The 23,597-nt window shown below is 66.9% G+C and carries 28 protein-coding genes; 17 read left to right on the top strand and 11 right to left on the bottom strand.

Annotated features, from left to right (window positions below):
• Window positions 1-546 precede the first annotated feature (546 nt).
• From ACIBO2_RS53980 to ACIBO2_RS53995, 4 genes are all read left to right on the top strand, one after another.
• Entirely contained in the window at window positions 547-1,818 is a 1,272-nt protein-coding gene (locus tag ACIBO2_RS53980) for an MFS transporter (protein WP_397304959.1), read from the top strand.
• A gap of 96 nt (window positions 1,819-1,914) precedes the next feature.
• The gene (locus ACIBO2_RS53985) at window positions 1,915-2,481 is read left to right on the top strand and encodes a dienelactone hydrolase family protein (protein WP_397304960.1); all 567 of its coding nucleotides are present in this window, start codon (window positions 1,915-1,917) and stop codon (window positions 2,479-2,481) included.
• A 169-nt stretch (window positions 2,482-2,650) separates the two neighbouring features.
• Window positions 2,651-3,664, top strand: a complete 1,014-nt coding sequence (locus ACIBO2_RS53990) for a hypothetical protein (RefSeq protein WP_358558202.1) — start codon at window positions 2,651-2,653, stop codon at window positions 3,662-3,664.
• 1,088 nt (window positions 3,665-4,752) lie between these two features.
• Window positions 4,753-5,109 carry a hypothetical protein gene (locus ACIBO2_RS53995; protein WP_358558207.1) on the top strand — a complete coding sequence of 119 codons (357 nt, stop codon included), beginning with the start codon at window positions 4,753-4,755 and terminating at the stop codon, window positions 5,107-5,109.
• Between the two features lie 56 nt (window positions 5,110-5,165).
• Here the strand turns inward: ACIBO2_RS53995 and ACIBO2_RS54000 are convergent, their stop codons facing one another.
• A complete protein-coding gene (locus tag ACIBO2_RS54000; protein ID WP_358558210.1) occupies window positions 5,166-5,372 on the bottom strand; it encodes a hypothetical protein in 207 nt (68 codons plus the stop codon).
• Between the two features lie 187 nt (window positions 5,373-5,559).
• Here ACIBO2_RS54000 and ACIBO2_RS54005 point away from each other — a divergent pair, with 187 nt between their 5' ends.
• Both ACIBO2_RS54005 and ACIBO2_RS54010 read left to right on the top strand, forming a co-directional pair.
• The gene (locus ACIBO2_RS54005; RefSeq protein ID WP_397305019.1) at window positions 5,560-6,444 is read left to right on the top strand and encodes an amidohydrolase family protein; all 885 of its coding nucleotides are present in this window, start codon (window positions 5,560-5,562) and stop codon (window positions 6,442-6,444) included.
• A 31-nt stretch (window positions 6,445-6,475) separates the two neighbouring features.
• Window positions 6,476-7,171: a hypothetical protein gene (locus ACIBO2_RS54010; protein WP_397304961.1), complete on the top strand. Its 696-nt coding sequence runs from the start codon at window positions 6,476-6,478 to the stop codon at window positions 7,169-7,171.
• On the opposite strand, the gene ACIBO2_RS54015 is transcribed toward ACIBO2_RS54010, so the two are convergent.
• Window positions 7,168-7,770, bottom strand: coding sequence for a TetR/AcrR family transcriptional regulator (locus ACIBO2_RS54015; protein WP_358558215.1), 603 nt, complete (start codon window positions 7,768-7,770; stop codon window positions 7,168-7,170). The two genes, ACIBO2_RS54010 and ACIBO2_RS54015, sit on opposite strands and share 4 nt — an antisense overlap.
• Before the next feature lie 123 nt (window positions 7,771-7,893).
• Here ACIBO2_RS54015 and ACIBO2_RS54020 point away from each other — a divergent pair, with 123 nt between their 5' ends.
• Window positions 7,894-8,664 carry an SDR family oxidoreductase gene (locus ACIBO2_RS54020; protein WP_358558218.1) on the top strand — a complete coding sequence of 257 codons (771 nt, stop codon included), beginning with the start codon at window positions 7,894-7,896 and terminating at the stop codon, window positions 8,662-8,664.
• Window positions 8,665-8,674: 10 nt separating this feature from the next.
• Here the strand turns inward: ACIBO2_RS54020 and ACIBO2_RS54025 are convergent, their stop codons facing one another.
• The gene (locus ACIBO2_RS54025) at window positions 8,675-9,565 is read right to left on the bottom strand and encodes an EamA family transporter (RefSeq protein WP_397304963.1); all 891 of its coding nucleotides are present in this window, start codon (window positions 9,563-9,565) and stop codon (window positions 8,675-8,677) included.
• Window positions 9,566-9,633: 68 nt separating this feature from the next.
• On the opposite strand from ACIBO2_RS54025, the gene ACIBO2_RS54030 reads away from it, so the two are divergent.
• On the top strand, window positions 9,634-10,491 hold the full coding sequence (locus tag ACIBO2_RS54030; RefSeq protein WP_358558224.1) for a LysR family transcriptional regulator: 858 nt from the start codon (window positions 9,634-9,636) through the stop codon (window positions 10,489-10,491).
• A 111-nt stretch (window positions 10,492-10,602) separates the two neighbouring features.
• Here the strand turns inward: ACIBO2_RS54030 and ACIBO2_RS54035 are convergent, their stop codons facing one another.
• The 6 genes from ACIBO2_RS54035 to ACIBO2_RS54060 all read right to left on the bottom strand — a co-directional run bounded on the left by ACIBO2_RS54035 (window position 10,603) and on the right by ACIBO2_RS54060 (window position 14,774).
• A complete protein-coding gene (locus tag ACIBO2_RS54035; protein ID WP_358558227.1) occupies window positions 10,603-11,235 on the bottom strand; it encodes a GNAT family N-acetyltransferase in 633 nt (210 codons plus the stop codon).
• A 217-nt stretch (window positions 11,236-11,452) separates the two neighbouring features.
• Window positions 11,453-12,016, bottom strand: coding sequence for a DUF4303 domain-containing protein (locus ACIBO2_RS54040; RefSeq protein WP_358558230.1), 564 nt, complete (start codon window positions 12,014-12,016; stop codon window positions 11,453-11,455).
• A gap of 22 nt (window positions 12,017-12,038) precedes the next feature.
• Entirely contained in the window at window positions 12,039-12,395 is a 357-nt protein-coding gene (locus tag ACIBO2_RS54045) for a hypothetical protein (protein ID WP_358558233.1), read from the bottom strand.
• 231 nt (window positions 12,396-12,626) lie between these two features.
• Window positions 12,627-13,313, bottom strand: a complete 687-nt coding sequence (locus tag ACIBO2_RS54050; RefSeq protein ID WP_358558236.1) for an SDR family NAD(P)-dependent oxidoreductase — start codon at window positions 13,311-13,313, stop codon at window positions 12,627-12,629.
• Window positions 13,314-13,395: 82 nt separating this feature from the next.
• Window positions 13,396-13,788 carry an ester cyclase gene (locus tag ACIBO2_RS54055; RefSeq protein ID WP_358558239.1) on the bottom strand — a complete coding sequence of 131 codons (393 nt, stop codon included), beginning with the start codon at window positions 13,786-13,788 and terminating at the stop codon, window positions 13,396-13,398.
• A gap of 377 nt (window positions 13,789-14,165) precedes the next feature.
• Complete coding sequence (locus ACIBO2_RS54060) at window positions 14,166-14,774, bottom strand: TetR/AcrR family transcriptional regulator (RefSeq protein ID WP_358558242.1); 609 nt, start codon at window positions 14,772-14,774, stop codon at window positions 14,166-14,168.
• Between the two features lie 85 nt (window positions 14,775-14,859).
• Between ACIBO2_RS54060 and ACIBO2_RS54065 the strand changes: the two genes are divergently transcribed.
• The 4 genes from ACIBO2_RS54065 (at window position 14,860) to ACIBO2_RS54080 (ending at window position 16,462) form a co-directional block, all read left to right on the top strand.
• Window positions 14,860-15,018 carry a hypothetical protein gene (locus tag ACIBO2_RS54065; protein ID WP_358558244.1) on the top strand — a complete coding sequence of 53 codons (159 nt, stop codon included), beginning with the start codon at window positions 14,860-14,862 and terminating at the stop codon, window positions 15,016-15,018.
• 163 nt (window positions 15,019-15,181) lie between these two features.
• Window positions 15,182-15,490 (top strand): hypothetical protein, encoded by a 309-nt coding sequence (locus tag ACIBO2_RS54070; protein WP_358558246.1) that lies wholly within the window; start codon window positions 15,182-15,184, stop codon window positions 15,488-15,490.
• A complete protein-coding gene (locus tag ACIBO2_RS54075; protein ID WP_358558248.1) occupies window positions 15,487-15,810 on the top strand; it encodes a type II toxin-antitoxin system PemK/MazF family toxin in 324 nt (107 codons plus the stop codon). The genes ACIBO2_RS54070 and ACIBO2_RS54075 overlap by 4 nt, the downstream gene beginning before the upstream one ends.
• Window positions 15,811-15,955: 145 nt before the next feature.
• Window positions 15,956-16,462, top strand: a complete 507-nt coding sequence (locus ACIBO2_RS54080; protein WP_358558250.1) for a GNAT family N-acetyltransferase — start codon at window positions 15,956-15,958, stop codon at window positions 16,460-16,462.
• Between the two features lie 160 nt (window positions 16,463-16,622).
• Here ACIBO2_RS54080 and ACIBO2_RS54085 read toward each other — a convergent pair whose 3' ends face one another.
• Complete coding sequence (locus ACIBO2_RS54085) at window positions 16,623-17,969, bottom strand: sialidase family protein (RefSeq protein ID WP_397304965.1); 1,347 nt, start codon at window positions 17,967-17,969, stop codon at window positions 16,623-16,625.
• A gap of 571 nt (window positions 17,970-18,540) precedes the next feature.
• Here ACIBO2_RS54085 and ACIBO2_RS54090 point away from each other — a divergent pair.
• Window positions 18,541-18,894, top strand: coding sequence for a DUF6086 family protein (locus ACIBO2_RS54090; protein WP_358558254.1), 354 nt, complete (start codon window positions 18,541-18,543; stop codon window positions 18,892-18,894).
• Window positions 18,895-18,951: 57 nt separating this feature from the next.
• On the opposite strand, the gene ACIBO2_RS54095 is transcribed toward ACIBO2_RS54090, so the two are convergent.
• Window positions 18,952-19,263 carry a hypothetical protein gene (locus ACIBO2_RS54095; protein ID WP_358558256.1) on the bottom strand — a complete coding sequence of 104 codons (312 nt, stop codon included), beginning with the start codon at window positions 19,261-19,263 and terminating at the stop codon, window positions 18,952-18,954.
• A gap of 545 nt (window positions 19,264-19,808) precedes the next feature.
• Here ACIBO2_RS54095 and ACIBO2_RS54100 point away from each other — a divergent pair.
• From ACIBO2_RS54100 to ACIBO2_RS54115, 4 genes are all read left to right on the top strand, one after another.
• A complete protein-coding gene (locus tag ACIBO2_RS54100) occupies window positions 19,809-20,174 on the top strand; it encodes an Inorganic pyrophosphatase (protein WP_357962489.1) in 366 nt (121 codons plus the stop codon).
• Window positions 20,175-20,505: 331 nt separating this feature from the next.
• Window positions 20,506-21,684, top strand: coding sequence for an NADH-ubiquinone oxidoreductase-F iron-sulfur binding region domain-containing protein (locus ACIBO2_RS54105; protein WP_397304966.1), 1,179 nt, complete (start codon window positions 20,506-20,508; stop codon window positions 21,682-21,684).
• Window positions 21,685-21,686: 2 nt separating this feature from the next.
• On the top strand, window positions 21,687-21,905 hold the full coding sequence (locus ACIBO2_RS54110; protein WP_397304967.1) for a ferredoxin: 219 nt from the start codon (window positions 21,687-21,689) through the stop codon (window positions 21,903-21,905).
• Window positions 21,906-22,551: 646 nt separating this feature from the next.
• Window positions 22,552-23,562, top strand: coding sequence for an IS30 family transposase (locus ACIBO2_RS54115; protein ID WP_397305020.1), 1,011 nt, complete (start codon window positions 22,552-22,554; stop codon window positions 23,560-23,562).
• Window positions 23,563-23,597 lie beyond the last annotated feature (35 nt).

Raw genomic sequence — 23,597 nt, forward strand, 5'->3', positions numbered from 1 at the left:
GTAATGAGAGCGGGCAGCCGCGACGAAGAAGACCAGCAGCGGACTGACCGGCCACCCTATGTAGAACAGCAGCTTCAAGCGGGTGGGCACCCAGAACGAGCGCGGGCGGAAGGAAAATAGCACCTACTTTCCCGCGAGGAGAGTAGTAGCCCGGGGGCATCAGAAGCGCCTCCGCCGGTTGTGGATCCGCCTATGGGCCTACACCCAGTACGGAGATGAGCGGCCATCAATTGCCTTGTCCGCCGCATGGGCCGACGGCTAGTCTCGAGCAGCCAATGATCCTTCGAGGAGCTGAGATGCCCGGTCAATCGAGCACGCGCTGACGTTCTAGGTCACTTCCCGACCTGTCACCGCGTGCTGCACTCCAACTGCGGCACAGCGCACCTTCCTGCCCAGATCCTGCGGGACGGGCACCGTTCTCAGCGACTCAAGGACCCCTGTGCCGTACGTTTCCCCTGCCGTGCTCGCATCCCCTGCCGTGCCGACGTCCCCTGCCGTGCCGACGTCCCCTGCCGTGCTCGTGTGCTCGCCCGTGCGAGGCCGCCGATGACGGGACCCGCCCCGACTCCGCCCAGCGTGTGGCGAGACGGAGACTTCCGCCGGCTCTGGATCGGCCAGACCACCTCCCAACTGGGGGCTCAGGCCGCCCAGGTCATCCTGCCGCTCATCGCCGTCGTCACGCTCAGCGCCGACACCGAGCAGGTCGGCCTCCTCCGCGCCGTCCAGCAGGCACCGATCCTGCTGCTCTCGCTCTTCGCCGGCGCCGGGGTGGACCGCCGACGCTCCCCCGAGGTGATGGTGCTGGCCGACGTCGGCCGTACCGTGGTGCTGGCCGTCGTCCCGGTCCTCTACCTCCTCGGCATGCTCGACATCCCGCTGCTCGTCCTGGTCGCCTTCCTCGTCGGTGCCCTCTCCGTGTACTTCGACGTGGCCTACCAGACCTCCCTCGTACGACTGGTGAAACGCGACCAACTCGCCCAGGGCACCAGTGCGCTCGAAGCCAGCAGGTCCGCCGCGCAGATCGCCGGCCCCGCGATCGGCGGCGCGCTGGTGTCGCTCGTCACCGCGCCGATCGCCATCCTGGCGAGCGTCTTCTTCTTCACCCTGTCCGTCCTGTCGATCCGGCGGATCCGCCGTCCCGAGTCGATGCCCAGACCGGCCTCAGGGCAGTCGCGCGTGTGGCGGCAGATCCACGAGGGTCTGCGCCTCGTCGTCAACGACGCCTCATTGCGGGCGGTAGGGATCGCCTCGGCCCTCTTCCAGTTCTCCTTCGCCGCCGTGATGACCATCTACCTGCTCTTCTTGCCGCGTACGCTGCACCTGTCGGGCGCCGCCGTCGGGCTCGTACTGGCGGCGATGGGGCCGGGCGCGCTGGTGGGTTCCCTGCTGTCGGCCAGATTGCCGAGGCGGTACGGGTACGGCGCCGTACTGGTCTCCGCCGCGGTGCTCGCCGATGGCGTGATGCTGTGCGTCCCCGCGCTGCACGGCTCCTCCGCGGTCACGATCGGCGCGCTGATGGCGGTCAACTTCCTGTTCGGCGTCTTCAGCCAGGTGGTCGACGTCACCGTTGTGACAGTGCGCCAGGCCATCACCCCGATCCCGATCCAGGGCCGAGTCGTCGCGACACTCAACTTCGTTGGCATGGGCCTGACCCCGCTCGGGTCGCTTCTCGGCGGCTATCTGGCCGGCGCGCTGGGGCTGCGAACGAGCCTGCTGCTGACCGCTGTCGCTCTGGCCCTGTCTCCGGTGTTCATGGCTCTGTCTCCTCTCGCCCGTCTGGGGAGGCAGCTCCCTGATCCGGCGGACGGCCCCGGCTGACTCCGGGCCGGCAAGTCGACCACGTCGTGCTGCTGTGCGCCCCCGCTGAGCTGCTGCTGGCCCGGAGGGTCGCTGCCATCTGGAGAGAATGGCGGGATGGCTCACATCGTTTTGCTGCATTCCGTGTACGGGCTGCGCGCCGTCGAACGCGCCGCCGCTGAGCGTTTTCGTGCTGCCAGCCACGAAGTGGTCACTCCTGACCTGTACGAAGGCCAGGTCGTCACGACGATCGACCATGGGTTCACCCTGATGAATCGGATCGGCTGGAAGGTCATCGTGGAGCGAGCCCGTGACGCGGTCCGGAAAATGCCCGCGAGCACAGTCCTCGCCGGCGTCTCGATGGGCGCCGGGGTGGTCGGGGAACTGCTGCCCGACCGGCCCGACACGGCCGGTGTGCTGCTCCTGCACGGCATCACGGGGATTCCCGCGTCAGCGCGGGCCGACCTACCCGTGCGGTTGCACGTCGCCGATCCGGATGAGTTCGCGCTTCCCGCCGCTGTCGCCGCGTGGGAGAAGGCCGCCATGGACGCGGGGGCCGCCGTGGAGATCTTCACTTATCCGGGAGTCGGACACTTCTACACGGACGCCAGCCTGCGTGATCATGACGAAGAAGCGGCCGAGCTCACCTGGCAGCGAAGCTTGGCCTTCCTCCACCATCTGTGAGTCGCGAATGCTGAGGAGACTCGTGCCCAGGAAAGATCGAATACGACTCCGCTGATCGCAAAGTTGCCGAACCAGTGGTCCAGCGGCTTCGATGAGCCCCGTGTCCCGTCCGTACCCCATGGCCGCACGCCGGCGTTGGCCCGCCCTTCGCACGATCATGATCGCCTCGATGATCATCATCCTCGGCCCGCTCGCGCTGACCGGCTGCACCCGATCGGACGAGCCACCGTCACTGCCGCCGAACAGCGTCTACGACCACGAAGCAGCGGGCGAGAACTCACGAGCCGAACCCGTCCCGGCCAACGGTACGGCCAGATCCGTCACTCGGCCGTTGACGCAGGCCGGCTGGTTCTGCGCACAGGTCCGGACGAACGTGGATGGCCGTGCCCTGTGGTGCCGAATCGGTCACCGAGACCAGGCCGACACGGTCTACCCGCAAGTGGCGCAGTTCCTGCTCGACCACGACGACCGCCTCGCTTGGGCGTGGTTCCCACCCGCCGAGCAGTCGGCGAACCGTGAGACAGCTGATCAAGTCATCGCCGCCGCGGTACCAGCACTGACCGCGATCTGGCCCGACACCGGCGAGCGCGTACGCCAGGAGATCGACGACTTCGATCGCGACCTTACGGACCAATCCATCGACGACCTTCCTCGGACCGCGTGGTGGGACACGCATGCGGACTACCGCTATTCCGGACTCGACGGACTCGTCGTCACCGCCCGCGACAACCCCGTGCGGCGCTGGCCGTTCGGCGCCGAGCACTACGCGACCACGATGAGCTCGGCCGTGGACGATCTTCGGGCCGGTGGTTACGACTGCTTCTATCCACCCCAGCAGAACTGCGATCGCCCCCAGTCGAACGGCTACTTCCGCGTCACCCTCCATGACGATCAGATCGTCTCGGTACAGTTCGGCATCGGCAGCCGGATCGAGGCAGGCCGGCAACGGCATCCGCTCAAGGAGGAGTTCCCGCACGGCCTCGCCTTCCTCACCGAGGCGGTTCGCGGACCGGTCACCGAGCGCATCGAGCAGTCCCGGCGATCCGGCGCCGGCTTCGCCGGCATCGTGGCCGGGACGGTCGTGATCATCGACGCGGATCGGGGAGCCGTCGACGGAGGCGATCTCGTGGCGTACTTCAACATCCAGATCGGCGCACCGCTGGCCGCGACCCTGCCCGTCTGATCGCTCCGGTCGAAGTGACGCCATTTTGATCAGAGACCCGGACCGCGAGCACTCCAGAGCGACTCCGCGAAGGCTGTCTGTGGCAGCCCTCTACGGAAGCTGCTCCCATTAAGCGAGCCATCGATCAATCAAGGGGGCAACTCCAAAGAAAGCTGATCCGCATTTCTCGCCACCCGAGGTGACCAGAAGGATGGCAGGGTGAGCCGGCCGGTTGAGCTGTTGACGCACAGCTAATGCGTTACCGGCAGGGGCATGCAGCCCGTTTCTACATTGGGGCCGCGAGATTCGATCAGCACTCGCTCGGGGCGTACGTCTCCGGTGAGGCACACTCCGACTCGTACTTTGAGGCCAAAGACCACTCCAGGTGGTGGCGTAGGCTCCGTCCACAATGTCGGGATGTCAAATGCGTGAGCTCCTATCGAATCCGCTGGATAGCCCAGCGCTTCCAGGGCAGCCTTTACCGAGTCTGGATCGAAGTCCTGCGCGGCCCGCAGTTTCTTCAGAGCTGGGCGTATTCGCTCGGCGGCGGCGTCGGCGATCCGCTGTTGGGAAGGTGTCAGGTCTGGCGGATACTTCCACGCGTTGTTCTCGGCTTGATGCGGTGCCACGTCTCCGCCGACGCGTGTCGATTCGTCGTAGGGGGTGGCGCGGCTGGGACTCGGTGGGTCCGCGATTGGCGGTGCTTTAGTTCCACAGGCCGTCAGTAGGGAGAGCGCGACAGCACGCATCAGGACCTGTGCTGAAACCCTCGCCAGGTTAGGCATGAGGAGATTCTGCCAAGACTCGGTAACGAAACGGGCGGGCCGGGAACCTGCTCGATCAGGGAGCCTCCACAGCCACTCGGACGTTCGTCTGGACGCCCGAGTTCGGCCTGGCCATCGTGGAGACCGCGCCCGCGGGTGACCTGCGGCGGATCGTGAAGGGGATCTCGGCGCCATGACACGGTTTCTTACCTCCAACCCTGAGGACCTTGCCGCCCGAGGCGTCATACCGACTCACGGCAGATCTCATCCAGCGCGCCGCTCGGGGCGAATGGTGATCAAGCCAGCCGCCGTACCGGCGGAGGTCGAGTCGAAGGGGGTAAGACCGTGAAAAGCCTCAAGTTCATCAGTGTGGTCTTGAGCGCACTGACCGCGCTCCTGTTCCTGCCCGTCAGCCCGGCCGGCGCGGCCGTCAACACAGTCTGCGCCGGAAGCCTGCCCACCGGCTGGGTCAAGACGAACGACTTCTGGGATCCGACGCGCTGCGGAAATCCGTCGAGGATCACCTACAACGTGTGGAACATCGCCTCCTACTACGACCAGCCCGTCGGCACGATCATGACCGTCTGCTCCAACCAGCTGCCCACCGGCTGGGTCACCATCAACACCCAGTGGGATCCGACGAGCTGCGGCCACCCGTCCCGGATCTCCCAGAACATGTGGACCATTCAGCGCCTCTCCTGACGGCGTTCTCGCCATTGACCGGCCCCGGACGCCCGTACGTCCGGGGCCGAACCTCCTCAGCGGATTCCACGAGCGAGCAGGTCCTTGGCGGCTTGAGGCGCCTTCGCCGGTGAGCCTGCGTCGAAGGGCGGTTGGGGGTCGTACTCGATGGCGAGTTGCACAGCCTCCGCGGTTGTCTGGTCAGCGATGCGCGCCACAAGCGCCAGCGCCATATCGATACCGGAGGAGACGCCGGCGGCGGTCACGATCTTGCCGTGGAACACGACTCTTTTGGGGGTGTAGGTCGCGCCGAACGACTTCGTCTGAAGAGCCGCCTATGGCCCTGCCCTCAGCACGGCGATGGCTTCTCATTGTGCATAGAGTCGTCGTCTAGAGATCGGGCCATGTGTAGGTGACGAACCAGTCGCAGGTCGTTCGACAGAAAGGCGGTACCGGGTGAGTTCCACCCCCATGGCTTTGGGCGAGGAGGCCGGCGAGGTCCGCCGTTTCTGGGCCGGGCTCGGTCTTCCCGGGCTGATCGACGTCCACACCCACTTCATGCCCGAGCGTGTCCTGCACAAGGTCTGGGATTACTTCGACGGCACCGGGCCGCTGATCGGTGGGTTGAAGTGGCCGATCACCTACCGGAAGCAGGAGGCGGAGCGGACGGCTCTGCTGCGTGAGTTCGGGGTCCGGGCCTTCACCGCGATGCTCTACCCCCACAAACCCGGCATGGCCAGGTGGCTGAACGAATGGGCGGCCGATTTCGCCCGCCGTACCCCCGACTGCCTGCACACCGCCACCCTCTACCCCGAGCCGGACGTCGAGACGTACGCCCGCGAGGCCGTCGAAGCGGGGGCACGCGTGTTCAAGGCTCATGTCCAGGTGGGCGCGTACGATCCGGCCGACGAACGTCTCCAGCGGACATGGGCGCTGCTGGCCGAGGCCCACATCCCTGTGGTGATGCACTGCGGCTCCGGACCCGCGCCCGGCAAGCACACCGGCCCCGAGCCCATCGCGCGGGTGCTGGCACGCCACCCGAAACTGCGGCTGATCGTCGCGCACATGGGCATGCCCGAGTACGAGGAGTTCCTCGACCTCGCCGAACGGTACGACCAGGTACGGCTGGACACGACGATGGCGTTCACCGACTTCACCGAGGGATTCATGCCGTTCCCCCGCGAAGCCCTGCCACGGCTCACCGCGCTTGGCGACCGCATCCTGCTCGGCTCCGACTTCCCCAACACCCCCTACCCGTACCTGCACCAGCTCCACGCCCTGGAACGGCTGGGACTCGGACCGGACTGGCTGCGGGCCGTATGCCACGACAACACGGCGGCCCTGTTCGGCCTATAGCACTGCACCAAGTGAGTTTGGACGGTACGTGGTGACGGAACTGACGGCGTACGAGGCCGGCTGGCGCAAGGTCTGCGACGACCTGGACAACCATCCCCAGATCAAGATCCTTCACGCTTCGGAGGGTGGGCTCGACACGGGTTTCACCGATGTCGCCGCCTCGTGGGCGGCTCTCGTAGGCGAGCAGGAGGTCAAGGCGCCCGCCGCGCTGGAGCAGTGTGGTCCGCGCTTTCGGGAGCTGGGGCGCCAGTGGATGGGTGAAGGGCCGTACGTCAACGGTGAGTTCTACCTCACCCACCTCGCACGGGCGGGCAGCCCGGGGCTGGGCGAGGAGTGGATCGAGTCGTGGACGGGCAAGGAGCTTTTCCCGTCATCGCAGCTGCGCGTTATCGATTGCCACCCCATCACAGGTACGGGGCACTATGCCGCGCTGCGGCTGCTTCCAGGCGGGGGCGAACCCGAAATCTGGTGGGTGGCCGAGCCTCGCTATGGCGCCTGGAAAATGGACCTTGGCTACGGTACGTACCTGGAGATGCTTCAGCTGACCAAGGGCGCCTTCTCCTGGCAGTTCTTGTTCACCCGAGCGCCGCTGGACAATGAAGAGTTCGAGGGCGTGCGCGATCGAATGGAGAACATGCTCGGCGCATTGCCGGTCCTGTTCCCCGGGCACGACTACAAGCCGCTCACAGAACGCCTCTCCGTACGTCTTCGAGACGGGTGTAGCTAGATCTCACTGACCGCACGGAGGTGTTCGATGCCGGTGTCGAGCGCCGCCTTGAGGTGGGTCGAGTCGCCCGTGGCCATCATGATGGTCACGCCTCCCTGGATGCCCGCCAGCAGCGCGGCGGCCGTCCGGTCCACATCAAGGGCCGGCCCGACCAGTCCGTTCGCTTGGAGGGCGCGCATGCCACGGGCGAGCTGCCGCTGCCATTGGCGCATCAGCTCCGTCACGATTGCCCGTGCACCGGGTGTTGACCGCCCGACCTGCAGGAACAGTGACCCCAAGGGGCAGTGGTCGCCCTGGCGCTCATAGCGTTCCACCACCAAGTCCCGCCACTGATGCCAGGACTCCCACGAATCCAGGCGCCCTAGGTGCGGCTGCTGGTCCTCCAGGACGCGGTCAGCTTCGAACTGGGCTACCGCCAGCAGCAGTTCGTCCTTGCCGTCGGGGAAATAGTGGAACAGCTGGCTCTTGCTCGTACCCGTGCGACTGCGGATGTCGTCGAGTGTCGTAAGAGCGACACCTTGCTCGCGCAGCACCTCAGCCGCGCCCGTGACGATGCGGGCACGTGTGGCGCGGCCCTTCGCGGTCGGCGCGTCCGGCATCCACCCTCCAGATCATTGGACTAACGGGTCCATTATACCGGCATGAGCTTTGGTCTGGACTTGCTGGTCCATTTTCTGGGAGGCACAGTTGGCCACACACAGCGAGACAAGGGAGATCGCGTCATGAGTGAACGACTGCGGAACAAGACGGCGCTGGTCACGGGGTCGACCAGCAATATAGGACAGGCGATCGCCGAAGCGTTCGCCGCCGAGGGAGCCCACGTCATCGTGTCGGGGCGCAATCGCGAACGCGGGGCCCAGGTCATCGAAGGGATCCGCGCGTCCGGCGGCCGGGCCGATTTCCTGGTGGCGGACCTCGATGGCAGCGTGGAGTCCTCCCAGGACCTGGCAGATCGGGCCCGTGAGACCTTGGGCGGGCGGATCGACATCCTGGTGAACAACGCCGGCATCTATCCGGCCCCCAGCACCACCGCCACCGACGAGAAGACGTTCGACAAGGTCTACGGAGTGAACGTGAAGGCGCCGTTCTTCCTCACCGCCGCCGTCGTTCCGGCCATGGCTGAGTCAGGTGGCGGAGTGATCATCAACCTCGGCTCGTGGATCGCGCGCCTGGGCGTTCCGCTCGGCGCGCTCTACAGCTCCACCAAGGGAGCCATGGAGACGCTCACGCGGGCATGGGCCGCGGAGTTCGGCCCGATGGGGGTGCGGGTGAACGCCGTCTCGCCGGGCGTGATCCTCCCCCCGGCCGCGGAAGGCGGCGAGCCCCATCCGGGCGAGATCATGATGAAGGGCACCCCGGCCGGCGGCATCGGCACGCCGGATGCCATCGCGCATGCCGTGGTCTGGCTGGCCAGTGACGAAGCGGCCTTCGTACACGGAACCGTCGTGGACGTCGACGGGGGCAGGACCGGGGTCGCCGTCATCGCCGCGTAGTGGCACGGATTCAGCCGCGGCGGACGAGAACGCTGAGGGTGTTGGCGGCCACGATGGCGCCGATGCTCGCCCATTCCGTCGAGCCCAGGTTCTGGCCCAGGCCGATCCAGCCGACGAGGGCCGCGAGGAGCGGGTTGACACTCATGAAGAGCCCGAACGCCTGGGCGGGTACGCGACGCAGCGTGAACAGGTCGGCGAGGTAGGGCACCGCCGAGGAGAGCACACCGGCCGCGACGGCATAGCCGACGGCAGCGGCGGTCGGCGGCCGGTGCAGGACGAGAACGATGCCGACCGGCAGGAACATCAGCGCGGAGATCCCGGCCGCCGTGGCGGTGCCCTGCGCACCCGGGATGCGGCGGCCGACGGTGCGGTTGAGCAGGATGTACGACGCCCAGCAGCACGCGGCCAGCAAGGCCAGGCCCATCCCCACGTAGTCGGCCGAGGGCTGGGGGCGCATCAGTACGACGACGCCGGCCGCGGCGATCACCGCGCAGAAGGCGTCGACGCGGCGACGCGCGGCGGCGAGGGCGATCGTGAGCGGGCCGAGGAACTCCAACGTGACCGCCAGGCCAAGGCCGATGCGGTCGATGGCGGTGTAGAGGGACAGGTTCATGGTCCCGAACACCACGGCGAGCCCCAGCACCGGCCGCCACTGCGCCCAGGTGAAGTCCCGCAGGCGGGGGCGGCCGACGGCGAGCAGGACGAACGCGGCGACGTACTGGCGGACCGCGACGACGCCCACCGGCCCAAGTACGGGAAAGGCAAGGGCACCGATCGCGGCGCCGACCTGGTTCGACAGGCCGCTGCCGGCCATCGTGACCACGCCGGCCAGCCGCCCCTTGGACGGCGCTGGGACCAAGGGCCCCGAAGACCGGGAAACCGTGTCGGACGCGCTTCGCATGACTAGATGGTGGGACCTCGCGATACTTGCACAAAATGCGTTTATTGCGTGATCTATACACTTGAGTCATGGATGATGTGGAGCTGCGGCAGTTGCGGTGCCTCGTCGCCATCGTCGACGAAGGCACCTTCACCGACGCGGCCATCGCTCTGGGTGTCTCCCAGGCGGCGGTGTCCCGGACTCTGGCCTCGCTCGAACGCGCACTGGGGGTGAGGCTGCTCAGACGTACCTCACGCGAGGTGACACCGACCACGACCGGGCTGCGGGTGGTCGCCCAGGCCAGGCGGGTGCTGGGTGAGGTGCACGACCTGGTCCAGGAGGCCGCCTCGGGCCACGGCATCCTGCGGATCGGCTATGCCTGGTCGGCGGTCGGCCGCCACACGCCCGCGTTCCAGCGCCGCTGGGGCGCGACGCACCCCGGGACGGATCTGCGCCTGGTACGCGTCAACTCCGCGACCGCCGGCCTGGCGGAGGGCGCCTGCGACCTCGCCGTCATCCGCAATCCCCTGGAGGACCGCCGCTTCGAGAGTGCCATCATCGGCCTGGAGCGGCGCCTGTGCGGCCTGTCCGCCGAGGACCCCCTGGCCACACGCCGGTCGCTGCGCCTTGCCGACCTCAGCGAGCGCATCCTCCTGATCGACCGGCGAACCGGCACCACCACACCCGAGCTGTGGCCACCCGGCTCCCGCCCGGCGACTGAGGAGACCCATAACGTCGACGACTGGCTGACCATGATCTCCAGTGGACGCTGTGTCGGCATGACGGCGGAGTCGACCGCGCACCAGTACCCCAGGCCCGGCGTCGTCTACCGGCCGGTCCGCGACGCCGAACCCATCGCCGTACGCCTCACTTGGTGGCGAGACGAGCCGCATCCGGCGATCCAGGCGGCGATCGAACTGCTCACCGCCCTCTACCGGGGCGGCTGAAGACGGAGTAGGCGTCCGCCGGCGCATCGGAAGGCCTCCACCTCAGCCATCTACGGATCTCAATCCCGACGCGTCGATCATCTCGGAGCCAGATTGCCCCGCCGGGGACCTCTAGGACGCAAGCTGATCGGTAGTGGAACGGTTGTCGGCGAGGGTTTGGACGATGTCAGGACCCCATGTGTACTCGACGACAGGTAGTTCGAATCCTGTAGGGAAGCGTTCCATGAACTCATTGGTGGGATGGCCGCCGAGACGCCGGTAAAAGGTGATCGCGGCGACGTTGTCGCGGAGCACCTCCAGGTAGACCGTCTTGTCAGGGTGTTGCTCGGAGGCCCAGCCAAAAGCGTGGTACACGAGTTGGCGGCCGATGCCGGACTGCTTGCGCTCCGGCTGGACGTGCAGGTTATCGAGCAAGAGGCGCCCGTCGGTTCCGGCGGCGAGATAGGCGAACCCCAGCAGGGCGTTGCCATCGACGGCAACGAGCAAGCAGCGGGCGCGATCCGGTTCCGAGGCGAGGGTGGCGAGTCGGATGCTCCACATGGCCTTGCGCTCGTCGAGCAGCGGCCCATTCAAATAGCTGGCGGGCATGATCTCGGCATATGCCGTAAGCCAGCTACGGGTGTGGAGCTCTGCGATCTGCTCGGCGTCGTCTTGGGTACCGGATCTGATCTGCATGGCATAGAGGTTGGCATAGTCGCTGATAGAGCCGGTAATCGCCGGGGGCATACCGAGGAGGTCTTGCATGGCGCTGCGACCGGGCCAGGACCTCTCAGGACTCGGAGAAGACGGGGTGTATCCCACGTGGATCGGACGCTCGGACAGTGGTGAAGCGGTCTGCTTCGTCAGCGACCTGGAGCTCTTGAGTCACAGCCTGGAGCCGATCCCGTAGCCTGCCGATGTGACGGGCCGCCGCACGGCGGCTCAGCGAACGCTCCTGGAATTATCAAGGCCAGGTCGGGGCTCACGTCTCCTCGAGTTGCCGCAGGTACCCGGCCAGTTCGGGGACTGTCGGCAGCATCTGCGGGTCTACGCTCTTCCGGATCAGACCGGCCTCCTCATCCCCGCGTTGTCCTTCGAGGATGACGACGACGAACCCGGGCGGAAGCGAGCCGTGAATGCCGCCCCGGCGCGCTGTCGTGGTCATCGCTTTGCAGGCGTTGGCCATCGCGCTGTCGTGCGCCGCCTCGAGTGCGTCCATCGCCGCATCCCGTTCGGGCTCGGTGGTGGCGGGCGCCAGATACTCCTCAGTGAGACGCTGATACCACGGCGACATCGCATCGCTCGTGGCGTCCAGGACATCCCACCGCCACTCCGGCGCGACGAACCGTGTCGAGTATCCATAGTCCTCGCGCACCGCTGCCTCAGTGTTGGCGGCAAGGGCGGGCGGCAGGATCTTGGCGCCGTCCATGTAGAAGAGATGGAACGCCGCACCGTACAGTCGCTCGCCCGGACACGTCGCCGCAAGGTCACTCAGGATGCGACATCCGCTGTCATGCCATGCCTTCTCGAATGCGCCCCAATCCATCGCCGCATGCTAGCGCGCGATCTTAAAGGTCAGCGCACGTCGCGCGCCAAGCGGTCACGACTGACTGCACGAGGGTGGTTGATACGCCGTTCGTAGTGTTCACCTCGTAGTCGTACGGACCGAACGTATGCATACCGTTGATTTCGACGTGCCCACGGCCTTCCCCGGCACGACGGTCCCCGCGCTCGTGTTCTCTTCGGTCGATCTCCGCAAGGTCGCAATGCACCCCGACCAGGAACACATCGAAGTCAGTCAAGAGGCGTGATAGCTCCTCGCGCCAGGTCCGGTATTCGATGACGTGTTCCACGATCAGGTCGTTGCCTGCGGTCGCAAGGACAGGCAGGCATCGGTGAAAGCCGTTGAAGAACCGTGGCCGCATCTCATTCCACCAGGAGAAGGGGCTTCGTCTTCCCGCCGCTCCGGGAGCATGCCGCTCGCCACGAATTGGTCGGAGGAGACGTCCTCACACGATGGCAGAGGACCGGATTGTGCCGTGTGCTGGATACGCCTGGCGGCCTTTCGCGCCTCGGCGATGAGTTTCGGGCTGCGATGTCGCAACCGGCTCGCTCCCCCGGCCCCTCGCCACCACCGGGCTACGCCCGCGTGGCGACTACCAGGGCAGTTCCCCGGTCTCGTCTTGGAAGGTTCCTGTCGGGCCGTCCACATCGAGAGTGGCCAGGCGTACGACGGCTCTGGCGCTCTCCTCCGGCGATCTTCCGATCCCGAAGGCCGCGGTCATGTCGGTGGCTGTGGTGCCGGGCTCCAGAGCGTTGAACTTGATGCCGGGCTGGGATTTGGCGTACTGGACCGTCAGCATGGTCGCCGCCGCCTTGGACGCGGAGTAGAGCGCCAGCGGCAGGTGAAACTCGGGCCGGTCAGGGTTGTTCACCGCCCAGAACGATCCGGCGCTGCTCGATACGGTGACCACGGTGGGGTTCGAGGACTTGCGCAGCAAGGGGAGTGCCGCTTCTGTGACGCGTACGATCCCCACCGCGTTGGTGTCGAACACCCGCAGGGCCGTGGGACCGTCGAGGGGTTCGTTCCCGAGGATGCCCGCGTTGTGCACCAGGACGTCGAGCCGTCCCTCGGCCGCGTTGATCGTCGCCAGCGCGTTGCGCACCGAGGCGTCGTCGGTCACGTCGAGCCGCACGAACCGTGCGCCGAGGGCGGCTGCGGCCTTCTCGCCTCGCTCGATGTCGCGCGCACCGATATAGACGGTGTGCCCCAGTTCCAGAAGTTGTTTGGCTGTCTCGAAACCGATGCCCTTGTTGGCTCCGGTGATCAGTGTGACGGTCATGGGTTCCCTCCCGAAGTGTGTGGCCCGAGTGGACCGTTGGGTGCGGCCGGTCGCCACGTCGTGGGCCTCGGCCCCCGAAGGGTCAGCCGGTAAGCTGCCGGAGTAGTTCACCGGCATCGTGCGGGGCCGTCATGTGCACGAACCGCCCGTCGCGCACCTGGTAGATGGCGTACTCCGTGATCTCGAACGAGGCGCCGGTGGGTGCCACACCGAGCCACTCCTTCACCGGCGTGCCCGTGTTGACCAGCCGCGCGGCCAGGCGATCACCGTCGAAGAGCAGTTCCTTGAGCTCCCAGCGCAGGTCCGGAACCGCCTCGACGTCAGCCTTCTGCACCGCGATGAGATCGTCCCGGGTGGCAGGCTCACCGTTCAACGTGGGCCGGTCGTCGATGAACTGGTCCATCTGATCGAACCTGTGGGCGTTGAGCTCACTGATGTAGCGCCGGTAGAACCCGCGCAGATCACTGTCGGACATCGCTGTCCCCTTCTGTACGGCACCGGGTAAGGCGATCCCGGTGCTTGCCTTCGGGAGGTCCCACGGAGTCGACCCGCGGCCGACTTCCGCATCGATCGATGCAGAACTACACCGTAGCACGTTCCGCATCGATCACTGCAGAAGTGCGTGGACCTGTAAGGATGGAGACATGCGACACCGGCCGGGACGGCTCGCTCGCGAACGTCAGGAACCGTCATAGCCCGGACAGGCTGCGCAGAACCCAGGAGTCATTGCTTCAGGGATCAGCCTGGTCGAGATGCGGCAAGGGACTCTCCGCCAGCAGCACCTGATGCCCTCGGCGCGAAACCAGGTCGCTAATGACACGGTTGTTCGCGAAGACGAACACCGGGCGGCTCTCAGCAGGGCGGCCAGTTGCGCAGGGCGGCGTCGGCCATGTCCTGGAGTTCGTCGCGGTCGACGCCGCTGGCGGCTTGTACGGCGATGCCGTAGCCCAAGGCGGTGACATAGCGGGCGAGCAGCGCCGGGTTGGCCTCCGGCGGCAGGTCGCCGTCATCGACGGCTCGTTCGAACCGCTCTCGAATGCGGGAGTAGCCACTGTCGCGCCACGCGACGAGGAGGTCGCGGGCTCCACGACTGGAGTCGCCGGTGGCCAGGGCACCCTGGACACCCAGACACCCGTGGGGACCTGCCGGGCGAGTGGTGGTTCGAACAGTGCCGGCAATGATCGCCGTGGCGACGCCGAGGGCGGTCGGCTCGTCCAGGGCTCGGGCCAGGTATGCGCTCGGGCCCTCGGTGTAGCGCTCCAGAGCCTTGCGGAACAGCTCTTCCTTGTTGCCGAAGGTGGCGTACATGCTGGTGGTGGAGATGCCCATCGCGTCGGTCAGGTTGGCCAGACTGGCCCCCTCGTAGCCCTGCTCCCAGAACACCAGCAGGGCGCGCTCGAGCGCCTCGTCGGCGTCGAATCCCCGCGGTCGGCCGGTTGGGCGGCGCTGCCTGGTCTCCACCTCCGCAGTCTAACCCTTCTGCAACGATCGATGCGGAAGGTGCTGGCAGGCCAGTGCCGTACGACCGGCGGTCGAGGGCGCACACGTGTTCATCACCGGCCGGCGCAAGACCGAACTCGGCGCGGCCGCCAACGACGAACCTGGTGGTCGTAGGAAGAGACTGCCCACAGCATCCGGCCTGATGGCCAGGAACGGCCACGACAACACCCCGGCCGCAACCGGAGCGCCCTTCGCTCAATGGTGACGATCGATAGGCGTGCGCGGCCCGCCACCACCTCGCCTCGCCTCTGTGCGAGCGCGGCAAGTGGCGGGTGCGATGTCCTTGCCGCGAAGATCCAGCAATCCCACCTCAATGCAGCATACTATGCAGCATCATTTGTTGCACTCCCTGCTATACACTTAGCTGCATGAGCGTTCGCAAGAGCGTCCCGATGGGACCTGAGGATGTCACCACCCTGGAGCGCATGCACGCTCCTGTCAGCCCCGAGCGCCAGGCCCTAGCGCAGCTCACCGGCCAGGAGTTGAAGGCCAGCGCCTCAGACGCAGAGATCCTCGCCGCGTTGGTCCGCGCAGGACGGGATGCCGTCACTCAGCAGATGGGAATCACCGGGTATGCGGCGTGGGCAGCCGAGATGGACGACGAGGACCGCGCGTACCGCAACGCCCGCCGTGGCTGGGACCGTGGCAACGAGACGGGTGGTGGAACGCGAGCGTGAACGCTGCCCCCAACATCGTCCCCGTCCGCGGCCGGATCTATCGAGCCGATCTCGGTTTCGGCCTCAAGCCATGGCTCGTTGTCTCCAACAATGCCCGCAACAACGCCATCGATGATTGCCTGGTAGCGCGGATCACCACCACTCGCCGCGATCTGCCATCCTGGGCCGTCCTACGCGCTGGTGACCCACTCACTGGCTACGTCAACTGCGACGACCTCGGCCCCCTGTATCGAGACCAGATCGTCGCCGATCTAGGGGCGCTGTCGATGCCAACGATGATGGACGTCGGCCGGGCGCTACAGCATGCCTTGGCTCTGTAGCTCCTCCCGGTGAGGACCAAGCGGACTCCTCCGAGCGCTCTGAGCCAAGAACTAGGCGGGATGATCAGGCTTCCGCCTCAGCCGCCAACAGACCTCTGCCTTTCGCGATCATCCCGGAGCCGGAGGTATTCGATAAGGGCATCGCGTGCGCGACAAGATTGAGACCACCAGGCTGCGGCTGACTGCTTGCACGCTCGACGACACTGACGAGTTTCACGGCCTATTTAGCGATCCGCTAACCCACACGATCGGGGCGGGGCCGTTCACGTCGCGGGCTGAGACGGTGGACTGGCTTGAGCGCAGGCTCAAGACGAAGCAGGACTATGGCTTTGTCTGGTACGGCATACGCCATCGCGACGGCGGCCCGCTGATCGGTGGCTGTGGCATTCTCGCCAACCGCACAGGAGTTCTGGAGCCGGAGATTGGTTACGAGATCAAGCACTCCGAACGTGGAAGCGGCCTCGCGCTTGAAGCGGCTCAGGCCGTTGTGTCCGAGCTACAGGCAACCACGACCGTGAAACGTCTGTGGGCGACGGTTCGACCCCGCAATGCTGCCTCGCTCAGGATCTGCGAACGGCTGGGCCTGGTGCTGGACCGCGTCGAAACCGACAAGCGTGGTGAGCTGCTTTATCTGGTGCGCGATCTCGCATAGGCGCCGCCCGACTGGCGGGTGACTTGTCCAGCGGCAGATGGCCGAGGGTTAGCCCCGGGCGCCATCCTCCGGACCTGCTCCAAACGCACCGCCAGGTCGGCGCTGCCGTGAGAGGGGGCGGGGTTCGGTCTGACCGAACCCCGCCGGTGTGCAAAACCGCTCAGCTAGAGAAAACCGCGCTGTGAATGTCCACAGGGTTGGTGGCGTCGCCGGTGGCCACGCCATACACGGCCGTGAAGGCTGCGCCAACCGAGACCAGGCCGGTGTAGTCCCCGACCAGGCGTCCGACGCTTGTCGCCGGAACCTTCCTCGCGTCGAACGGCCCTTCGATGTGCTGCTCGCGCCACGCCCCGGGCTGCGTGCAGTCGGCGGTGCAGGTGACGGCCCACACGTCGGTGGGCAGGGTGGCGGGGTCGGGCGTGTTGTTGCGGAAGTCGTAGTAGGTGACCGCCACGGTGCCCGTCTTGGACGCGGCGATGACCGGTACGGCGGCGGAGCCGGTGGGTGTCTTGTCCACGCGGACCGGGCTGGACCAAGTCTTTCCGCCGTCTGTCGACCGCGAGTAGGCCACGTGGAAGGTGCCGTCGGCCTCCTGGCTCTGCCAGGTGGCGTTGACCACCTGGGTGCCCGGCTGGGCGGCCAGCAGCGGCAGGGAAGCGTTGCGTACCGGGTCACCCGAGTTGTCCGGGTCCGGGATGCGGGGGCCCACCGCGAGCGGGGCCGGAACGTTCAACGTCGGCGCCGACCACGTCTGGCCGCCGTCGGTCGAGCGGATGACCTGGGTGGCACCCTCGGTGTCCGTCTCGTGGTGCATGCCGATCAGCAGCGTCCCGTCGGCGAGCGGCACCAGTTGTGTGCCGATGACGCCGCTGTTGGCGGGTACGTCGTACACCTTCTTCGTGGTCCAGGTGCGCCCGTCGTCGGTCGACTTCGCCAGATAGATCGGCTGTACCCAGCTCGCGTCCGTGCTGTCGATGCGGTCCCACACCGCGTAGACCACGCCCGGGTGGTACGGGTCCGCGGTCACCGACGGGCGATCGTTGAAGTAGCGCGGGTTGTCGTCCCGTTGCAGGGTTACCGGGGCGTCCCAGCGCCGGCCGCCGTCAGCGGACCGGGACACCAGAATGGCGGTCACGTCGCCGGTGCGCGACAGCGAGAACGACGCGGCCACCGCCGCGCCCGATGGTGTGACCGTGACCCAGTTGTCGGTCGTGACGTCGTAGTCTCCGCCGTTGGCGGTCGTGCCGCCGTTACACCGAGAGAAGGCAGGCAGGTTCTCGGACCGCTGCCAGGTCTTGCCGTAGTCGTCCGATACGGCGGTAACCGCGCCGTTGCTGCCGTACCGGTTCCAGCGGTCCTGCTGGAACACCGTGACGAGGTGCCACGGACGGTTCGGGTCCCGCGCCAGCATGGGCAGGACTTCGGTGTTGGGGTTCAGCGTGTAACCGTCGGCCGGGGGTAGTCCGCAGCCTGCGGGCAGGGGGCTGCTGCCCGAGACCGGCCGCACGATGGCAGGTCCGGCGGATGCGGCACCTTGCGCGGAAGCGGGCTGCGCAACAGCGCAGGCGATCAGGATGGCCGCTGCGGGTAATAAAACCCTGGAGCGTCGAATCACGAGCCTTCCTCATCTTCGTCGATGGGGCATCTACAGGGGACGTCGACCGCCTCGCCGGAGGGTGGCCCCAGGAGTCGGCAAACGATGCGAGGGCAGATTACTGTCTCAAGATCAGTTTTGTCTGCCCCGTTAGCCATACGCACAGTCAAGGGGGGTGTCCGAACCGAACTCTCGCCCCAGGCCCTGTAGCACCTACGAGAGCCTGTCGACCGCAGGCGAGCGCGGCCGGAGATGCCAGTGGCCGGAACCCGCCCCAGGCCGCATGACCGGCCGCCGAGCGGGCTGGCGCGAAGCGCCGCCGCCTTGATACCTATACAAGAACTATTCGGCAGTGCGCCGACTGGATCTCGTGTCTGGTCACACTTGACGCTTGACCCTCTCTAGCCGATCTCTCGCTTCTTGGTATGCGCCGTGGACTTGATCCGGGTGATCTCCTGGGTGGTGGTTCGGGGGATGACGCGGATTGGCAGAGGCATTTGCACTCGAGACGGGCTTGCCGACGGGACTCGGCCTCATGGAGAGCGACGAATGTGAGGTCGACGTGGCTGCCTTCGCGGCCTTCGTGAGCGCTCTCATCGAGCGCTACGAGCGTTCGAACCATGCGATCCTGCATTCAATCATGGAGGGCTTCATAGCGACGGCCCTCGTGCTCGTCGAGCGTGGCGGAGCAATACTTCCCCTGCATGATGCGAGCGATGGCGGCTGGAGAGATGTGCAGGTAGGCGAGCATTCCGCATGTCCGCAAGGTGATCACATACGTGATGTTGAGCGATGGGCGGCCCTTTCCGCGCAGCATGCTCGGGCAATGCCGCGCTGAGGCTCGGGGAGCTGCCCGACCTACTCTCTCCTGCCAGGTGATCACCAATGCAATACATCACATGTGCTCCTCGGCGAGGCGTGCGATCTGGTCGACGGTTTCGAGCGGCACCGTGACCGCAATGTCCCATGTCTCGTCGTCCTGGCCGATGAGGATCGTCGCTTGCTCCTCGTTTGCCACCCAGAACACGTGCGCGTCAGCACAGGTCCCGATTGGAAGTGAGCGGCGTGCATCCCAATCTGCCTCCTTGATCCCGCGGAGGCGCATCAAATCCGCCAGGGGCGCCCAGATGTTAAACTCCCAGGCTTCGGTCTGGAGCTTCACCACGGCCCCGGAATCACCGGACTCATCCAAGGTCACATCAACCACGCGGCCATAATCGCACCCATAGGACGCGTAATGACACGCGAAGATCAACAACCCACTGCATGGTCAAAGCCCAGGTACCGAATCCGTCGGCCTACCCGGGGCTTTCGCGGATGAGAGCGGGTGACGGGAATCGAACCCGCGTTGTCAGCTTGGGAACTGCATCGATCACGGCCTGATGAGGCGCTGAGCTGGGCAGAAAGCCGGCCCTGAGTGACCGTGATTGCCCCCGCGTCACCCCTCTTAATGGCCGCTAATGGCCCGGTGATCAGCCCGTCACCTGGTGTTTCTCGCGCAACGCGCGGCCCCCGCCCGCCTGATCATCCCGTCTGCCGTCGACCCGCCCGAAGGGGAAGCGGGCCAGGGTCACGGCTACCAGATGGAGCGCCCCACCGGACGAACGATCTGGTACGTATGGCCCTGTTCTGCTCGGCTTGTCCCGGGTCGATGATGGGCGGGATGATCCGGCTTCCACCTCAGCGGATTCCCGGTTCGCGCGGCGAGCATCCCGGAGCCGGTGCGCCCCCGCCGGGGGCTATGGTCTGCCCATGCCGGACTTTGACGCATGGGCGCGGCTTTCTCTATGGGAGCAGGCTGACTCCCTTGTGGGTGACGCCGAGATTGTGATTGATCGTCCTGCGGGCACGCCGCATCCCAAGGTGTCGAGCTTCATCTACCCGCTGGATTATGGCTTCTTGTCGGGCACCCAAGGCGGGGATGGTGAGGGCATCGACGTGTGGGTCGGCTCGTCTCCAGTGCGGACCGTGTCGGCCGTGGCCTGCACGGTGGATCTGCTCAAGCGGAACGCAGAGGTCAAGTTTTTGTGGTGCTGCTCGTCGGATGAGATCGCGCTGGTGGAGGGCTTCTACGCCCCCCAGCCTCAAGCGGCTGTAATGATCCACCGGCCGAGCTGAGCACGGCCGCGTGGCTCTGGCGGCGGCGTGACGGTGGTCGGCGCGATGGCAGATCACGGACCGGTCGGCTGGTCGCCGTCATGGCGCTGGTCAGGTTCCTGGTGTGGCTGCGCGGGCGTGGCACGGTCCGCCGGCGGGCAGGACGGGTCACCGCACATACCACCCAGCGTGCGCCGGACACCGGGGCGCACGGCGTGCCTGGGCGGAGCTCAAGCACGAGGCGCAGCTATGGACGGGGAGTCACAGGTGAGCGATGCTTTTGAGGTAGTCACGATCGGCCCGGCCCGGCTCTTCCTCGGCCTGGCCGACCTACCGCCGCTGCCATTCACCGTTGCCCAGGCTCTCGTTGCGGGAACTGGTCGCACTGGCGGAGGACGTCGACCTCCGCGGCCGGGGAGGCGCCGCTTTCCCGTTCGCCCGCAAGCTCAACGCGGTGACCGACGCGGCCGTCCGCCGCGACACCCGGCCGGTGGTTCTGGTCAACGCGACCGAGGGCGAGCCGGCCAGCGCCAAGGACAAGACGCTCCTCGCACGGGCGCCGCACCTGGTTCTCGGCGGGGCCGCGCTCGCCGCCCACGCGCTCGACGCCAGTGAGATCGTCATCGGTGCGACCGACGGCGGGGCCGCTGAGCGCTCGCTGCTGAGCGCGATCGGGGAGGCGGGCATCGTCCCCACCGTGCGGGTCGTTCACCTGCCCGAACGCTTCATCACCGGGGAGGGTGGCGCCCGGGTCCGAGGGGTCAACGGGGAGACGCCGATCCCGCCGGGCCGGAAGGTGAGGGCCGCGCAGAGCGGGGTCGACGGCCTGCCGACCCTGCTGTCCTACGCGGAGACCTTCGCCCAGTTGGCCGTACTGGCCGAACTCGGAGCCGCCGGCTTCCGAGCCGTCGGAACGCCCGCCGAGCCCGGTACGGTCCTGCTTACCGTGACCGGTCCTGATCGGCGGCGCACCGTCGTGGAGGCCCCGGCCGGCCTCCCGCTCTGGGAGGTGCTTCAGCACTGCGGGCTGAACGCGGGCCAGGGCGTGATGGTCGGCGGCTACCGCGGGGCATGGCTCGCCCCGGACCAGGCCGCCGCGGTCGCCGTGTCACGGCAGTCCATGGCCGAGGTGGGCGCCGCGCTGGGCGCCGGAATCATCGTCCCTCTGGAGGAGGGGACGTGCCCCCTGGGAGAGGTGGCCCGGGTGGCCGACTACCTCGCGACCGAGTCGGCGGGGCAGTGCGGGCCCTGCCACATGGGGCTGCCCGCCATCGCCCGATCCTTCTCTTCCCTGGCCGCGGGCCACGCCGGTGCTGGGGCGCTGGCCGCGATCAGGCAGGGTAGCGGGATCGTCCGCGGCAGGGGGGCCTGTCATCATTCGGACGGGACCACCAGGTTTCTGCTCTCGGCGCTCGATGTCTTCAGCGACGATGTCGCCGCGCACGCCGCGAAGGGCGGCTGCGGTCGCCCCGTACGTGGGCTCCTGCCGGTGCCGGGTGAAGTGGTTCAGGACTCCGGGGGGGGCGACTGACCGTGGACTGGTCCCGCTGCGCCGGCCACGGCCTGTGCGGCCACCTCGTTCCCGAGGTCGTACAGCTGGACGTGTTCGGATATCCGGTGCTCACCGAGAGTGAGTTGCCCGCGCGGCTCCTGCCAGACGCCCTGCGAGCCGCCGAGATGTGCCCCGCTCTGGCCCTCGGGCTCAGCCGGACGCCGTCTGTTGTCGCGCCGGGCCGGCACGCGACCCGCTGACGAGCCCCGATCAGGGCATACAGACGCTGAATCGTCACCGCGGAAGAGTGCCATCCGAACGCAGTGGGGCCCGCATCCATGCTCGGGTTCATGTGGTCGTCGCAACACCTCGATCTGAGGAGTTGCGACGACCATGTCGTTGTCGGAGGGGTCATCGCGTGAGTGCGATGAGTTGTTGAGGCTGGTCGATGCCGGGGTTTCGGTGCGGTCGGCGGCGACGGCGTTGGGCCTGCCGAGTTCGCGCGCGTATGCGATCTTGCGGGCGGATGGTCGGGGGACGGGGCGTGCCAAGACCGTGGTGACCGACGAGCATCGCCGGCGGGTGCTCGCGGTCTTCGCGGAGTCGGGGAGCGTCAACCGGGCGGCGATCGCCGCTGGGCTGAGTCATGGGGCTGCCCGGCGGGTCCTGGTCGGTGCCGGGGTGATGGCGGCCGAGGCGAGGCCTGCGGGTAAGGAAGCGGCCAAGCGGCGGTTCCTGGAGCTGATCGGGCAGGGTTGGCCATCGGCGCGGGCCGCGCGGGAGGTGGGCGTACATCCACGTACCGGACGGGACTGGCGCAGGGGTGTTCGCAAGTCCAACAACACACGGGTCTATCCCGACGGCACGGTTGTGGACTCGGGCTCGGGTACCCGCTACAAGGCTTCCATGATCGATCCTGTCGAGGCCGAGGTTCATAGCCGGTATCTGTCGTTGACCGACCGGCTGGCGATCGCCGACGGGTTGATCAACAAGCAGACGGTCACCGAGATCGCTGAGGGGATCGGCAAGCACAAGTCGACGGTCTCGCGTGAGATCGCTCGGCACTCGCTCGAGGGTGTCTACCCGCCGCACCGGGCTCACCGAGCCGCTGCCGCCGCGCGGGCCCGCCCCAAGACCTGCAAGCTGGTCGACCATAGAGTGTTGCGTGAGCAGGTCGAACAAGGTCTGGAACGGAAGTTGTCTCCCGAGCAGATCTCCCACAGGCTCGTCAAGGACTTCCCCGATGACGAGAGCATGCGCGTGAGCCACGAGACGATCTACCAAGCCCTGTATTTTCAGGCCCGCGGCGGCCTCAAACGCGAGGTTCAAAGAGCGTTGCGGACCGGCAGGACCCGCCGCAAACCGCAACGCCAGCCAGGGCAGCGGCAGCATCGGTTCGTCGAGGAGATGGTGATGATCGCCGACCGGCCCGCCGAGGTCGAAGACCGTGCCGTGCCCGGCCACTGGGAGGGCGACCTGATCATCGGCGCGAACAACCAGTCCGCGATCGCCACCCTGGTCGAGCGGACCACCCGCTACACCATGCTGGTGCACCTGCCCCACGGCCATGACGCTGAGCAGGTCCGCGACGGATTGATCCAGACGATGTCGACCCTGCCGGCCCACCTACGCGGGTCACTGACCTGGGACCAGGGCTGCGAGATGGCCCAGCACAAGCAGTTCACCATGGCCACCGACATGGCCGTCTACTTCTGCGACCCACACTCGCCCTGGCAGCGCGGCACCAACGAGAACACCAACGGCCTGCTCCGGCAATACTTCCCCAAAAGCACCGATCTGAGCGTCTACGGGCCCGAGGACCTGGAACACGTCGCCCAAGAACTCAACGGACGTCCACGCAAAACGCTCGACTGGGACACCCCAGCCGAGCGCTTGCGTGATCTACTGACCACCTAAAACACCAGCGGTGTTGCAACGACCCCTTGAAACCG

Source organism: Nonomuraea sp. NPDC050022, assembly GCF_044460705.1.
Lineage (GTDB): Bacteria > Actinomycetota > Actinomycetes > Streptosporangiales > Streptosporangiaceae > Nonomuraea.